Origin of the sequence: Proteus sp. NMG38-2 (assembly GCF_020640995.1) — a bacterium.
In the GTDB taxonomy this organism is placed as follows: Bacteria; Pseudomonadota; Gammaproteobacteria; order Enterobacterales; family Enterobacteriaceae; genus Proteus.
Genome location: NZ_CP085481.1, coordinates 1841619 through 1856409, shown reverse-complemented (window position 1 = coordinate 1856409; position 14791 = coordinate 1841619). Strand labels below are relative to the sequence as shown.

The following is a 14791-nucleotide window of genomic DNA, read 5'->3' as shown; positions in this document are numbered from 1 at the left end:
ACGCCTTATTATCTTATGTTAATGAAGATATTTTTTGATATCCGTAAGTCATTATCACCATCTCATTGATAGGGAGCTATTCAATATGAAATTGTACTACACACCGGGTAGTTGCTCACTTTCCCCTCATATCGTTTTACGTGAAACGGGCCTAGATTTCTCTATTGAACGCATCGATTTACGTGCTAAAAAAACAGAGTCAGGTAAAGATTTTCTAACCATCAACCCTAAAGGGCAGGTTCCTGTCCTTCAATTAGATAATGGTGATATTCTGACTGAAGGCGTTGCTATTGTTCAATACCTTGCAGACTTAAAACCAGATAGAAATTTAATTGCACCACCAAAAACATTAGAACGTTATCACCAAATAGAATGGTTAAATTTTCTTGCGAGTGAAGTTCATAAAGGTTATAGCCCACTATTTTCACCAGATACTCCTGAAAGCTACCTACCAGTGGTTAAAACCAAACTCAAAAGTAAATTTGCTTATATCAATGATATCTTAAGCAAACAAAAATTTGCATGTGGTGAGTATTTTACTGTTATTGATGCTTATTTATTTACATTAAGCCAATGGGCACCGCATGTTGGCTTAGATTTAACTGATCTAACACATCTACAAGATTACTTAAAACGCATTGCACAACGCCCTAATGTACATAGCGCACTGATTACTGAGGGGTTAATTAAAGAGTAATCTCTTTTCTATTTTTTAATTTAAATAGCTCAAGTGACATATAATTACTTGAGCTATTCTCTTTTAAATGCACAGACAATAAATGTGGTTATCTAAAGTAATACACTTTCATATCTGTATCTAAAAAGTACTCAGGGAAATGACTTTACTAGGCTAATAGGATATTACATGATTAACGTTTCTACTTACTTAAAAATAAGAGATAATTTTATTAATATCAATGACTATAATGGTTTATTAAAAGATACTTTCTATATTGAAGGTGCCATAGAATTATCTATTTATAATACTAAAATAATCGATATAAGCATGTGGGATTATGTTGACCAACTATGGAGCTATCTAGTCGAAGGTTTAGTTAAAATAAATGAAAATCAAGAGTTTAAAACTAACTTTCCTGACCAGCCTATTGAAATAAAATTTCAGCCTATCAATGAAAACGTGCTCATTACCATCAATGCCAACGGATCAAGAAAATCGTTTATTAATAAACACCTGCTTATAAAAACAATGGCATTACATGCTCAAGGATTTTTTAATAAGTTAGTAACCTTTAAAGGTATTGTTCTTAATGATTATGCTATTGATTTTCAAAATATAGAAAACTTACTAAAAAAAGAAAGTTAATATAAAAATAAAGGAAATAAAATGAATAATAATTTCGAACACTGCGAAAAAAACATTTCTTTGTTTGAAATAGAACAATTGGAGAATAATTTAAAATATAAATTTTCTAATGATTTTGTTGAACATTACCTACAATTTAATGGAGGAGTCCCTTTAAAGAGTTGGTATTATATCAATAATGATATTGAACCTCTTGAAATTGCAAAGTTTAAATCCATAAAACACTGTAACTTAACTTTAGATAGTAGCACTTCATTACTCGATAATTGTTATTATTATATGATTGAAAAAAAAGTTATTCCTCAAAACATCATCCCCTTTGCTATTGATTGGGGTGGGAATTTTTTCTGCATTAATCAAGATGATAATAGTGTGCTATTTTATGCGATAGATCTCTTTAATGATGAACTAACTCTTGAAGAAAACCATAAAAATGCTCAACTCTATTTAGCTCCTTCATTTGATGTTTTTATCAATAATCTAATGAGTGAAGATGAGATAGACGGCTTATAATACGTATAATCCATTGATATCTTACAGCTGGCTCCTAAAAAAACGGAAACTATTAAGCCTCCGTTCTGGTTCTAATCAAATTTGTTTTATTGCAATTAATCTATCTGTGTTGCGCAGAATCTATGTGTTGGATGCACCATTTGATCTTGTGCAGCAACGAGTTGCAATTCGTACTCATTCATTTCTTTCGTTTTGAGCATCACTTCATAAACTGCCGCGGCAACGTGTTCTAATGCAGTTTGTAACTCAACCCCTTTGAGTAAATCCACCAGCATTAAACCACTGGTTAAATCACCGACTCCCACGGGTTGACGCTCACCAAAATCAACTAATGGGCGACTAACATGCCAACTATGTTCTGCGGTTACTAACAGCATTTCAAAGCGATCATGGCGATATCCAGCACGTGATAAGTGTTTTACTAATACAATCTTAGGGCCTTGTTTACACAATTCACGAGCAGCGTTTACGCACTCATCAACGTTGTGAAGTGCTTTACCACCACTTAATGTTTCAAGCTCTAAAAGATTAGGGGCAATAATATCGCTAATTGGTAAAGCTTCTTCACACAGCACACCTGAAACAGCAGGAGGGACAATACAACCTTTTTCAGGATGCCCCATCACAGGATCACAAAAATACCATGCGTTAGGATTGGCTTGTTTTACTTTTTTAACGATATCAACAATACGCAAACCTTGTTCAGCCGATCCCAAATAACCACTTAGTACAGCATCACATTGTGAGAGCTTGCCGATTGCGGCAATACCATCAACAATTTCTGTAATATGTTCTGCTGACATAACACATCCAGTCCATTTTTCTGGGTACTGTGTGTGGTTTGAAAATTGCACCGTATTTAAAGGCCAAACGTTCACACCCATCCGACGCATTGGAAACTCAGAAGCACTGTTACCCGCGTGACCGAAAACAACATGAGATTGAATAGAGAGTATATTTTTCATGACATAAACCGATTATTGTGAATACACACAACACCCAAGCTTTATCATCATAGGCGAGGTATATACGTTATTTATTGTTATTAAGAAAAAGGGCAACTCACCGGCTGCCCTTTACTGTCAATTATTTCCAGATAACAAGGCAGTAGTGTTTTTTACCGCGACGTAAAATAGAATAATGACCAAATAAGAAATCTTTTTCTTCAAAGACGTATTCAGGATTGTCTTGTTTTTCGCCGTTAATTGAAACAGCATTAGAGCCAATCATTGTACGAGCCTGACCACGAGAAGGAACTAATTCTGCGTTAACCAGCGCTTGTTGCAAATCACTGCCTTTTTCTAATTCAATTGTCGGCATACCGTCTTGTGCTAATTGTTCAAGATCAGCTTGTGTTAAGTCTGCAATTGCACCAGAGAATAAGCTTTCTGTAATACGTTTAGCAGCGACTAATCCCTCTTCACCGTGAACTAAACCCGTAACTAGTTCTGCTAATACACGTTGAGCACGAGGCGCTTGACCGCTATTTTTATCTTCTTCTTCAAGTGCATTAATTTCTTCAATGCTCATAAAGGTGAAGAATTTTAAGAAGCGATAAACGTCAGCATCTGCTGTATTGATCCAGAACTGATAGAATTTGTATGGGCTTGTTTTCTTAGGATCTAACCAAACCGCACCACCTTCTGTCTTACCGAATTTAGTTCCGTCAGATTTAGTAATTAATGGTACAGTCATACCAAATACTTGTTTCTGATTGAAACGGCGAGTTAAATCGATACCTGAAGTGATATTACCCCACTGATCAGAGCCACCGATTTGTAATTCAACACCTAAATGCGTATTTAATGACGCGAAGTCATAAGCTTGTAATAGGTTATAGGCGAATTCAGTAAAAGAGATACCCACATCGTCACGGTTTAAACGCTGTTTAACCGCTTCTTTGTTGATCATTTGGTTCACAGAGAAGTGTTTACCGATATCACGCAGGAATGTCAGCACATCCATTTGACCAAACCAGTCATAGTTGTTTGCTAATTCCGCACTGTTTTCACCACTGTCGAAATCTAAGAAAGGTGACACTTGTTTACGAATTTTTTCTACCCATTCGTGAACAGTATCTTGGGTATTCAGTTTGCGCTCGGTGGCTTTAAAACTAGGATCACCAATCAGACCCGTTGCACCACCCACCAACGCCACAGGCTTATGCCCGGCTAGTTGGAATCGTTTTAAACACAGCAAAGGAACCAAATGCCCCAAGTGCAGGCTATCAGCGGTAGGATCGAAGCCACAATAGAGAGCGATAGGACCTTGCTCCAAACGCTCTACTAAAGCTGCCTCATCCGTGACCTGAGCGATTAGCCCACGCTCCTGCAATTGTGTGATTAGGTTCTTGCTAGACATCAATGACTCCATCGGTTTATTGTTTTTTGTCTATTTAAAATATAAGTGAAACACAAGTGGTATAGCATAAAGCGCCACTACGTTAAGTACCAGTAGAAAAAGACTTTTTGAGACAAATTTATTAGCACCATTAAGGTGCTAATCGCTCAATATCCCATCCTTGTGGTGATTTTTGGTAAATAAAGCGATCGTGTAGACGATTTTCTCGTCCTTGCCAAAATTCAACAGATTCAAATGTCACACGATATCCACCCCAGAAACTCGGTAATGGGACTTCTCCATTTTGGAATTTCTGTTTTAATTCCATAAACTTACTTTCCAACACGCCTCTTGCAGAAATGCGTGAAGACTGTTGAGAAGCCCAAGCCGCAATTTGACTATCTTTAGGGCGACTGTGGAAGTATTTCAAAACTTCAATAGGCGAAAGTTTTTCTGCCTTCCCTAAAAAACAGACTTGTCTTTCTAAGGGATACCAAGGAAATAACAAACTCACTCTTTGGTTATGCTCTAAATGACTCGCTTTACGACTGCCCAAGTTGGTGTAAAAAACTAAGCCATGTTCGTCAAAGTGCTTTAATAACACGATACGCTGGTAAGGTTGTCCATTTTCATCAACAGTTGCAACACACATTGCTGTAGGATCGCTTAAACGCGCTTCACAAGCTTGTTTTAGCCATTTCTCAAACAATACCAATGGCTGTTCAGTTAGTTCATGACGTCGTAATCCACCTTTCATATATTCACGGCGTAAATCAGCAACATCAATAAAATCAATATCTGTCATTTTTCATTCTCTCTCTTTTGAGAAACTGCATTCAGCATATCACGCTTAACGAGGATTTGTAGGGTAAATCGCCCCTAAAACGGTTTCTCTTGATGCCCCTGTGACAGAAGGTAAATTTCCTGATTCATTGGCAATAGTTCTAGCTGCGAGCCAAGCAAATGCAAGCGCTTCCATATCATCACCACTTAAACCATATTTATCTGTAGGTGCCACTTCTGTGCCTGGTAATAATGAGGCCAAACGATGCATAATTTGCCCATTTCTAGCACCTCCACCACAGACTAAAAGACGTTCACATCCCCCGCTTAATTGTATTTGTTGCACAATACTGATAGCGGTTAATTCAACTAAAGTGGCTTGTACATCTTCAGGGAAAACATTAGGTACTCTTGCTAAGTGATAGTTTAACCATTGCGTATTAAAATATTCTCGCCCGGTACTTTTAGGTGCTGAACGAGAAAAATAAGGATCAGACAGCATATCTTTTAATAATGCAGCATTTACTTTTCCAGTTGCTGCCCATTGCCCATTATCATCATAAGGCGTTTGGTTGTGTATCCAGTTCCAGCTATCTAACAACATATTGCCTGGGCCAGTGTCATAGCCTTTTACTGCAACACCAAGCAATAATAATGAAATATTGGCAATACCCCCAATATTTAAAATAATACGTCTCTCGATAGAATGCCCTAATACTGCAAGGTGAAAAGCAGGCACTAAAGGCGCGCCTTGTCCACCATATGCAATATCACGACGACGGAAATCACCGACAGTGGTGATCCCTGTCAATGCAGCCACACGATTGTTGTCACCGATTTGCATAGTAAATGGCATATCACTTTCAGGTTCATGCCAGACCGTTTGTCCATGGCACCCTATCGCCGTAATATCGCTTGCACTCAGTTTTACTTTTGCCAGTAACTCTATAATTGCTTGAGCATATAGCTCTCCTAATTGTGCGTCTAATAAGCCTAGCTCATGTAGAGTAGTGGGTTGTCCTTGGCAAACAGCTAAAATACGTTGACGTAGAAGTTGTGGATAAGGTAAAAAATGAGTTTCTTGTTGTGCAACGAACTTATTATTGATTGCAGCTAATACAACATCAACACCATCTAAGCTTGTGCCAGACATCACGCCAATGTATCGCCCTGCTCTCATGTTCTTTTCCTTATAATCAAGATGATGCAAATTTTTAACATATAATGTTATATTCTCTTTTTTCAGAAATCTCTTCTGTTTTTACTATCGGCCTTTACTATATAGTAAGCTATATATTATTAAAATCAGTGTCGACATAAGTAAAAAATAGTCTATAACTGATACTAGACAACATTGGTATAACCTGAACAATGTACCTCAGGTTTTCTTTAGGAGTAACTATGTTTAAGCATTTACTTATTGGTCTTTTTACGATGACCGTTCTTACTGGTTGTGTGAACACAAGTTCATTATCGGGCGACACTTACACAGCAAGCCAAGCTAAACAAGCGCAAAATATTACTTATGGTACGATTGTTTCTGTTCGTGCGGTTAATATTCAGGCAGGCAGTGATGAGAATATCTTAGGTGCCATTGGTGGTGCTGTTCTTGGCGGAATGTTAGGTAACACAATTGGTGGTGGCACAGGCCGTAACCTTGCAACAGCAGCTGGTGCAATCGCAGGTGGTATGGCTGGACAACAAGCACAAGGTGCATTAAATACTACCAAAGGTGTTCAAATTGAAGTTCGTCTAGATAGCGGTAAAACTGTGGCAATCGTTCAAAAAGCAGATAATACTGTTTATAGCCAAGGTCAACGTGTTGCTGTTATTGGTAATGGAAATAATTTAACTGTATCTCCTCGATAATTCATGGATAAAAAACAGGCAACTTAATGTTGCCTGTTTTTTTATGATCTATAATAATAAATTTAAAGAGAGATTAAATATATAACCTACCTATTTATTACCCTCACGTAATAATTATTATCACAATAGTAATTAATCTTTATTTAAATAGATTATATATTGATTTTGAAATTATTAGCTATTTAGTCTATTTATATTTTTTTCCAACTTTTGAATAATACCAATTAACGTTTCAATCTCATCTCGTCGAATATCACCCAATATCTCTCGTCTTGTTTGTTCTATAACTGCATAGACTTCATTAATAAAAGGTTCAGATTCGTTTGTTAATTTTATACGTTTTGCTCTACGATCATTTGCACATGTATGTCTACATATCAGTTTTTTTTCTTCCAGTTGATCTAGTGTTCTTACTAAAGATGGTTGCTCTATACCTATAGCTTTAGCCAATTGAATTTGTGACTGCTCTGGTGGTAATTGGCTAATATTATACAAAGTGATCCAATGAGTTTGAGTTAATTTTAATGGTTTGAGACGATGATCAATTAAAGCACGCCATAATCGAACTAAACGCGCCAAATCTGCTCCTAATGTTGATTCCACTTATCTCTCCTTAATTAGTATTTTCAGTCAACTTATTGCAAAGTTTAGATATTCATTTTTAATACAACATTTACCTATTCTTTTTAATTAAAATATTTACCTTTAATAACTAATATAATTATATTCCTATTTATTAGATAAGTAATTATTTTCAATACTTGATTAATTTATTTTCTTTCTGACAACGAAAGTTCATAAAGAATAACCTTGTTATAAAAACTAATCTATATTTTTTTACATAATAACAATCATTATTTCACGATTTACCCCCCCGTAAAGAAAAATATTTTTGTTATCATGCAATTACAAATAAATAGTCATTAGAAATATTTTTAATAGATATAATTATATTAATAAAGAAAAAATAATAAACCAACTAACTATAATAAATAACAAAAATGAATTAAAACAATACTTCATTTATTTTTCAAGATTAAAAAATAAGTGGAACATTTAAAATAAATTAAGTTGTTCATTTTCTTTTTCTATTGTCGCCCCTCCTTTTTTAAATGATCTTAAATAACGCTGCTGACAAAGGCGTAATACATTTCTTTTATCTTGTGTGCTCATTGTTGACCAATTAAATCGTTCTTGCCGATTACGATAGCATCCCATGCAGTAACCTTGAGCATTCATTTCACAACGTCCAATACAAGGGCTAGGAATATCAAAAAATTCTAATTGATCTTGCATTTGATTTCCCCCCCCTGTTGTTTGTTACTATAGAGTATAGTTAATGGAGAGATTATCTGCACAATGCACTGATTGAACTGTTAAGGGTGTAGTAAAATTGAACTTTAGGGCTCTAACGCGCTATAGTACTGCGCCATCAGTTTATCTGTAAGGTTTAACATTAAAAAAACACGAGAGGTTTATATGCGAGTACTTCATACCATGATTCGTGTAGGCGATTTACAACGTTCTATCGATTTTTATACCAAAGTATTAGGTATGCAACTTCTACGCACTAGCGAGAATGAGGAATATAAATACTCGTTAGCTTTTGTTGGCTATGGTGATGAGAGCACCGGTGCGGTTATTGAGTTAACCTATAACTGGGGTGTAAACAGCTATGAAATGGGAACGGCTTTTGGCCATGTTGCGCTGGGTGTTGATGATGTTGCAGCAACCTGTGAAGCTATTCGTCAAGCTGGCGGTAATGTTACCCGTGACGCAGGCCCAGTTAAAGGAGGCTCAACTATTATTGCTTTTGTTGAAGATCCTGATGGGTACAAAATCGAACTCATCGAAAATAAAAGTGCAAGTCACGCACTAGGTAACTGATTTTTATTTAAACCAGAAAGATAATCTATTTATCTTTCTGGCCTTGCTTATTATTAATTTCCGATATTTTATTTTTATCGGATAAGTACAATTTGATGCCTGAAATAAATAATCCCAATAAGCTTTGTAACCGTTTTCGAGGTTACTACCCTGTTGTTATTGATGTTGAGACAGGTGGATTTAATGCAAAAACAGATGGTTTACTTGAAATTGCAGCCATTACATTAAAAATGGATGAACAAGGTTGGTTAAAACCTGATAATACGCTACATTTTCATGTTGATCCCTTTGAAGGTGCTAATCTAGAACCTGCTGCCTTAGAATTTACAGGCATTGACCCAACAAACCCACTTCGTGGCGCAGTCAGTGAATATGAAGCCTTGCATGCAATTTTTAAAATGGTACGCAAAGGAATGAAGGATGCTGATTGTAACCGCGCTATCATTGTAGCGCACAATGCAAATTTCGATCATAGCTTTGTCATGGCTGCGGCTGAACGTGCAGGGTTAAAACGAAACCCTTTTCATCCTTTTGCCACCTTTGATACAGCGGCGTTAAGTGGATTAGTTTTGGGGCAAACTATTTTAGCTAAAGCCTGTATCACTGCAGGAATACCTTTTGATAGCAAACTCGCTCATGGTGCGTTGTATGATACGAATCGCACATCATTACTTTTTTGTGAGTTAGTTAATCGCTGGAAAAAGCTCGGTGGATGGCCATTACCAACACCTTAATTCTATTATTTCAATGATAACAATATGAATAACAGAAAAAAGCCAGTTCATCACTGAACTGGCTTTTCTTATTGAATACTTAATTTATTTTTATTTCTTTTAATATCAATCTATTAAAAGAAAAATAATAATTAGGCTTCTTCTTCACCACGATATTTATCAGCAGTCTCTTTTAGTAACTTCTGTAATTCACCGCGCTGATACATTTCTAGAATGATGTCACATCCACCGACTAATTCACCATCTACCCATAATTGTGGGAAAGTTGGCCAGTGTGCATATTTTGGTAATTCTGCACGAATATCTGGGTTTTGCAGGATATCAACATACGCAAAACGCTCACCACAAGCAGAGATAGCTTGAACTGCCTGAGCAGAAAAACCGCAACTTGGTAATTTTGGTGAACCTTTCATGTATAAAATAATTGGGTTTTCATTGATCTGGCGTTCAATTTTTTCAATAGTCGTCATTTGTAAGTCCTTACAGCCTTTTATATTCAATATGCTTTATAGGGGAAAACATGAAAGAAGAATACCACTTTATATTGGAAAGCTCTATATAAGTTTAGTTATCAATATAAAACAATAGGTTGGTGTTAAATCGCAATACTATTGACGAGAAAGTGCACGATGATGCATAGAAAATAAATCAATGCGTTACAGATGTTTATGAGTGTGTTTTATCTCATTATTTCACTACCTACTACCAGCACATTTACGAGCTAAAATACGAATAAAATAAAAAGCCTCAATTAAGAGGCTGAGAACATTTCGATTGAGAAAACTCTCAGTGCTCGAATCGATTAGCTTAATTATATGAATTATTACTGTATGGTTCCGTTGTCTAAAAGGATCAAGCAACCCAGAGTATTAGCAATATCAGTTATTTCACCTTTTATTTTTGCAGTTTGTCCTTTCTTAATTTTAAGAACATTTTCTTCTTCACTTGGTTTTAAAGTATATGAAGCACTAGCTTTATTATTAAATGAAATAGCAACGACTTTAGGTGGTGTTGGTTTATAGAGGTCATATCTGACTACTTCTTCCAAACTTGCAATAGTGGTCACTCTTCCTTCAAAAATAACCCACTTTCCTCTCCATTTTTTCTTAGCTGCTATCTCATTATCACTAAAGTCCTTACATATTTCTGCATAAGTCGCTTCAGTTACTGTCGATTCCATCGATGGAACTATTTGGTTCACAGCACTATTAACTGAACGAATAGCTTCATTTATTTTACACCCTGATAATAATGTGATTATAGATAGTAATAACACCGTCTTCTTCATACAAATTTCTTTATAAAGTCAAAAAAAAATAGATAAAATATAAATCCAATAAGATAAAAATCTATTTTAATTAAATAAAACAACGCCCTCGCCAACATTATGGATAAATGTATGACTCTTTCTAAATAGCTTAATATTTTGATCTAAAAGTATAGAACATGAAAAAATAGTACTATAACTTTTCGTTATCTTATTTTAAATAAGAAAAATCTTGCCACCCTAGGCTTCCATAAATAAATAAAAACAAGCTAGTCATATTCCGATTTATTATCCCTATAAAATTAATATAATTATTTTTAGCTTATAGTTTAAAAGTAGAATTTATTATAAAATCCAAGATTAAATATTTAATTTATTTCTTTATTTGAATTATATTTAGCTATATATTCTTTCATATTAAAAAAATAGCAAGAAAAGAAATAACAATTTTCATATCAATATCAACACATTAAATTTCATAATCTATACATTAAGATAAAACGCTACCTTCTTAAAAGGATATAATGTATATAAATGAGTTTGTTATAAACCCTGATGAGTATTAATGATGGACATGATTTTACTGTTTCTTTTAGTGGGATGTATCACTGGCTTTTTTGCTGGATTACTTGGTATTGGTGGCGGTGCAATCATTGTTCCAGTGGTCATGTATGTGGTCAGCCAGCAAGCCATCCCAACAGATATGGTGATGAAGATAGCCTTATCTACCTCATTCTCTGTTATTATATTTTCCACTGCATCTTCGGCGTATTCCCATAACAAGCATAAAGCCATTTTATGGCAACAATTTCCTTTATTATCCATTGGCACTATCATTGGTATGCTTGTGGGAACATTTCTAGTACAAAAAATGTCAAACACGATATTGCAAATCGTGTTCTGTATTTTCATGGTATATACCATCTATGGTTTATTAACTAAAAAGAAAGAAGCGGAACGCATTGAAAACGTAAAAGATCCTGTTGTTTCAAAACCTGCCTTAACAAGTGGTGGCTCTTTAATTGGTTTTATATCCAGCTTTATCGGCATTGCTGGTGGCACTATTACTATCCCTCTTTTAAGTCATTGGGGATTTAATACACGTAAATGTATTGCAACCTCTTCAATGATTGGTGTCATCATTGCTTCTATCGGCACAATCATGGGTATTGTCTACGGTTGGAATCAAACAAATATTGATGATTATTACTTGGGTTTTATCTATTTACCTGCCTTTATCGGAATAAGCATAACTAGCATACTCTTCGCACCTATCGGTGTTAAAGTTGCTTATCGCCTACCAATTCCTAGAGTTCGTCAAATATTTGCATTATTCCTATTCTTAGTCGTAGTGAAAATGATGTATACGCTTATTACAGGATAAGCGCCTGTTCTGAAAATCATATTCCGTTAAATTATTCTATAAAAACAAGCAATACTAAAATCTAACATTTCTAATAATGTTAGATTTTAGTAAGTTAGGGTATTTATAGATAAAATAAAATGAACGAATCTCATTAGGTAATCTTCACCTAATTAAAACAAATATATTTAAGTATCACGGATAGCTTATTCTTTTCTCACTTTGACTTGTAAAGCAAAAACAGGATCCGTTGTACCACACATAGTACGCCCTACTGTGGCTTTTATTTTTATCCGTACATTGCCACTTTTAGGTGCTGTTCCTTGTAAATGAGCAAAAATGATAGGACGCTCGTCTTGATGTATGACATGCTTTTGCCAATCTTCATCTGTAATAAGAGAAAGCCACTCCCCATCTTTATTTTTGATCATTAATGTCACAGTAACCCATTCAGGACTTTCCACAATATAATATGGAGCTAAACCAGAAAATACCCCAATTTCAATCTGTTGATCATAATTTTGATTAACAACAGCTTCTGGCATATAGATTTTTTCTTGTGATTCTGACGGTGTAAATAAAATACTGGTACTGCATGCAATACCATAGAACATGCTACAGCCATTTAGCACACCACAAAAAATAAGCAAAAATAGACTCTGAGCTAAATTTTTTATAGAAAAATACTTAAAAATTATACTTCCATGCATGCTTTTATCACTCCATTGAAAAAATTTAAACTATTATCGGAGAATTTAAATCAACCCTTATATCATCTCAAATATCATTTTATTGTTTAGCATTAAATACCGTTCCTTGCTGCCAATCAAGGACTGAAATTCCTATTTTATTTGCTAATTTAATAACCACAGGAAGAGTTTCATCTACTTTAGAGTAAACAAAACCAATAACTGGGATTTTGGTCATAAAGTTATTAATTAAAGGTCCATCACACCACACACTATCATCTATTTCATCATCAGGTAATTCGCAAAGGCATGGATATAAATAAGAAATTTCTTGATAAAAACGCAACATTGATGGGCTTAATTCTTGAATATCTTCATCTTCATATTTTTCGAAGTATTCACACGCTTTTTCAAAATCATCCGGAATAGGAAAATCAAATAATGCAATATTATAACTCATTTTAACTCCTACACTCTATTTGCGTAAATTTAATCTACAATATCGCTACGACGATAAATGTATAAATAATAAGGCTTATGTGAATACATTATTTCTATATCCCCTTCTTTAGCCTCAATACTCTCTATATCAGAAAATACAAATATTTTATTCTCACTTAATGACTCATATTCGATTACCTCTAACTCCTTACAGTTATTTACCTCTGTTAACAATGCTTTTTTATCTTTAACTAAAGGATAAATATTTTTCATTTTCTGAGCTAAAAGATCACAGACCGAATCAATGTCATCGCCACCAAAATAGGATAGCTCTACGCCAATTAATTTACCTTTATAAAATTTTAATGCATTTCTATCAGAGTCTTTCTCAAACGGAGGCTCATTATTAAAAAAACAAGTGACAATATCTTCCTCTGTTTCACACACGCCATTTTTTATAAAAGGAATATCATCAATTGATCTTCCAAAATCTAATTTCAAAGGTTCATTACTTTTAAAACCAAAACCAGATAAAAATACTATCATGCCAATACCTATAAATAGCTTTTTCATATTGTATATTCCTTTAAAAACAAGTTCATTACCCTATATGAGCTGTAACTACTTCTCCTGAACCACACAATGTTAATTGATTCATTAAGCTATCGTAACAGTATTAAATTGTTATTTTTTTATTTTTACCTATCTCATTATAAATGCGATTTTGCTACTTTACGTGTAAGCAAGAGGGATATACTCTTATGAGTATTACTAATCTATATGGCTTATAACTATAGATAAAATATATTTAGCTGTTATTTCAGCAGGTTTTTGTTAAAATAATTAGCAAAATAGCAACAAATTAGTGATTCATTTGCCTCATTTTATCAATTTAGATGAAATGATTTCAGGCACAAAACCCGAAATAGATAGTATAAAGGAGTACGCAATGTCTTTCGAATTACCAAAATTACCTTATGCGTTAGATGCTCTTGAGCCACATATCTCTAAAGAAACATTAGAATTCCACTATGGTAAACATCACCAAACCTATGTAACCAACTTAAACAATCTGGTTAAAGGTACTGATTTAGAAAGCAAATCTTTAGAAGAAATCATTAAATCTACTGATGGTGGCATCTTCAATAACGCGGCTCAAGTATGGAACCACACTTTCTACTGGAACTGTTTAGCACCAAATGCAGGTGGCGCACCAACAGGTAAAATTGCTGATGCTATCAACAAAGCATTTGGCTCTTTTGAAGAGTTTAAAAAGCAATTTAATGATGCAGCCGCTAAAAACTTCGGTTCTGGTTGGACTTGGTTAGTTAAAAAAGCTGACGGTTCAGTTGCCATTGTTAACACCTCTAATGCGGCAACGCCAGTTTCAGGTGCAGACAAACCTCTGTTAACTGTGGATGTATGGGAACACGCTTACTACATCGATTACCGTAATGCCCGCGTTAAATATTTAGAAGAGTTCTGGGCACTGGTTAACTGGTCATTTGTTGAAGCTAACCTAGCTTAATTGAACTTAGTGATCAAAAGTGAATGATTGTGATTCATTTTTGGTGACATAAT

The 14791-nt window shown here is 34.7% G+C and carries 19 protein-coding genes; 8 read left to right on the top strand and 11 right to left on the bottom strand.

The window, feature by feature from the left end; genetic code table 11:
• Positions 1–85 precede the first annotated feature (85 nt).
• The 3 genes from gstA to LG402_RS08810 all read left to right on the top strand — a co-directional run bounded on the left by gstA (position 86) and on the right by LG402_RS08810 (position 1837).
• Entirely contained in the window at positions 86–697 is a 612-nt protein-coding gene (gene gstA / locus LG402_RS08820) for a glutathione transferase GstA (protein WP_166541342.1), read from the top strand.
• A gap of 168 nt (positions 698–865) precedes the next feature.
• The gene (locus LG402_RS08815) at positions 866–1324 is read left to right on the top strand and encodes a hypothetical protein (RefSeq protein ID WP_227336810.1); all 459 of its coding nucleotides are present in this window, start codon (positions 866–868) and stop codon (positions 1322–1324) included.
• A gap of 21 nt (positions 1325–1345) precedes the next feature.
• Complete coding sequence (locus LG402_RS08810) at positions 1346–1837, top strand: SMI1/KNR4 family protein (protein WP_166541344.1); 492 nt, start codon at positions 1346–1348, stop codon at positions 1835–1837.
• 95 nt (positions 1838–1932) lie between these two features.
• Here LG402_RS08810 and pdxY read toward each other — a convergent pair whose 3' ends face one another.
• The 4 genes from pdxY to anmK form a co-directional block, all read right to left on the bottom strand.
• Positions 1933–2802 carry a pyridoxal kinase PdxY gene (gene pdxY, locus LG402_RS08805; protein WP_109408709.1) on the bottom strand — a complete coding sequence of 290 codons (870 nt, stop codon included), beginning with the start codon at positions 2800–2802 and terminating at the stop codon, positions 1933–1935.
• A gap of 121 nt (positions 2803–2923) precedes the next feature.
• The gene (tyrS, locus tag LG402_RS08800) at positions 2924–4198 is read right to left on the bottom strand and encodes a tyrosine--tRNA ligase (protein WP_072067950.1); all 1275 of its coding nucleotides are present in this window, start codon (positions 4196–4198) and stop codon (positions 2924–2926) included.
• A 130-nt stretch (positions 4199–4328) separates the two neighbouring features.
• A complete protein-coding gene (pdxH, locus tag LG402_RS08795) occupies positions 4329–4982 on the bottom strand; it encodes a pyridoxamine 5'-phosphate oxidase (protein ID WP_227336809.1) in 654 nt (217 codons plus the stop codon).
• 45 nt (positions 4983–5027) lie between these two features.
• Positions 5028–6140, bottom strand: coding sequence for an anhydro-N-acetylmuramic acid kinase (gene anmK / locus LG402_RS08790; RefSeq protein WP_227336808.1), 1113 nt, complete (start codon positions 6138–6140; stop codon positions 5028–5030).
• A gap of 221 nt (positions 6141–6361) precedes the next feature.
• Between anmK and LG402_RS08785 the strand changes: the two genes are divergently transcribed.
• Positions 6362–6829 (top strand): glycine zipper 2TM domain-containing protein, encoded by a 468-nt coding sequence (locus LG402_RS08785; RefSeq protein WP_109408706.1) that lies wholly within the window; start codon positions 6362–6364, stop codon positions 6827–6829.
• A gap of 174 nt (positions 6830–7003) precedes the next feature.
• Here the strand turns inward: LG402_RS08785 and slyA are convergent, their stop codons facing one another.
• Together slyA and LG402_RS08775 are read right to left on the bottom strand one after the other, a co-directional pair.
• The gene (gene slyA / locus LG402_RS08780) at positions 7004–7432 is read right to left on the bottom strand and encodes a transcriptional regulator SlyA (protein WP_109408705.1); all 429 of its coding nucleotides are present in this window, start codon (positions 7430–7432) and stop codon (positions 7004–7006) included.
• Between the two features lie 453 nt (positions 7433–7885).
• Entirely contained in the window at positions 7886–8125 is a 240-nt protein-coding gene (locus LG402_RS08775) for a DUF1289 domain-containing protein (protein ID WP_166541347.1), read from the bottom strand.
• A 183-nt stretch (positions 8126–8308) separates the two neighbouring features.
• Between LG402_RS08775 and gloA the strand changes: the two genes are divergently transcribed.
• Together gloA and rnt are read left to right on the top strand one after the other, a co-directional pair.
• Positions 8309–8716: a lactoylglutathione lyase gene (gene gloA, locus LG402_RS08770; RefSeq protein ID WP_036937247.1), complete on the top strand. Its 408-nt coding sequence runs from the start codon at positions 8309–8311 to the stop codon at positions 8714–8716.
• Positions 8717–8811: 95 nt separating this feature from the next.
• Complete coding sequence (gene rnt / locus LG402_RS08765; protein WP_072070286.1) at positions 8812–9450, top strand: ribonuclease T; 639 nt, start codon at positions 8812–8814, stop codon at positions 9448–9450.
• 131 nt (positions 9451–9581) lie between these two features.
• On the opposite strand, the gene LG402_RS08760 is transcribed toward rnt, so the two are convergent.
• Both LG402_RS08760 and LG402_RS08755 read right to left on the bottom strand, forming a co-directional pair.
• Positions 9582–9920: a Grx4 family monothiol glutaredoxin gene (locus LG402_RS08760; protein WP_072070287.1), complete on the bottom strand. Its 339-nt coding sequence runs from the start codon at positions 9918–9920 to the stop codon at positions 9582–9584.
• Between the two features lie 353 nt (positions 9921–10273).
• Positions 10274–10738, bottom strand: coding sequence for an OB-fold protein (locus LG402_RS08755; protein WP_109408703.1), 465 nt, complete (start codon positions 10736–10738; stop codon positions 10274–10276).
• 544 nt (positions 10739–11282) lie between these two features.
• On the opposite strand from LG402_RS08755, the gene LG402_RS08750 reads away from it, so the two are divergent.
• Entirely contained in the window at positions 11283–12101 is an 819-nt protein-coding gene (locus LG402_RS08750) for a sulfite exporter TauE/SafE family protein (protein ID WP_227336807.1), read from the top strand.
• Positions 12102–12286: 185 nt separating this feature from the next.
• Here the strand turns inward: LG402_RS08750 and LG402_RS08745 are convergent, their stop codons facing one another.
• The 3 genes from LG402_RS08745 to LG402_RS08735 all read right to left on the bottom strand — a co-directional run bounded on the left by LG402_RS08745 (position 12287) and on the right by LG402_RS08735 (position 13783).
• Positions 12287–12790, bottom strand: a complete 504-nt coding sequence (locus LG402_RS08745; protein WP_227336806.1) for a hypothetical protein — start codon at positions 12788–12790, stop codon at positions 12287–12289.
• Positions 12791–12869: 79 nt separating this feature from the next.
• Positions 12870–13229 carry a hypothetical protein gene (locus LG402_RS08740; RefSeq protein ID WP_166541351.1) on the bottom strand — a complete coding sequence of 120 codons (360 nt, stop codon included), beginning with the start codon at positions 13227–13229 and terminating at the stop codon, positions 12870–12872.
• Positions 13230–13258: 29 nt separating this feature from the next.
• Entirely contained in the window at positions 13259–13783 is a 525-nt protein-coding gene (locus tag LG402_RS08735; protein WP_227336805.1) for a hypothetical protein, read from the bottom strand.
• A gap of 376 nt (positions 13784–14159) precedes the next feature.
• Here LG402_RS08735 and sodB point away from each other — a divergent pair, with 376 nt between their 5' ends.
• Entirely contained in the window at positions 14160–14738 is a 579-nt protein-coding gene (gene sodB, locus LG402_RS08730; protein WP_166541353.1) for a superoxide dismutase [Fe], read from the top strand.
• The last annotated feature ends 53 nt before the right edge of the window (positions 14739–14791 follow it).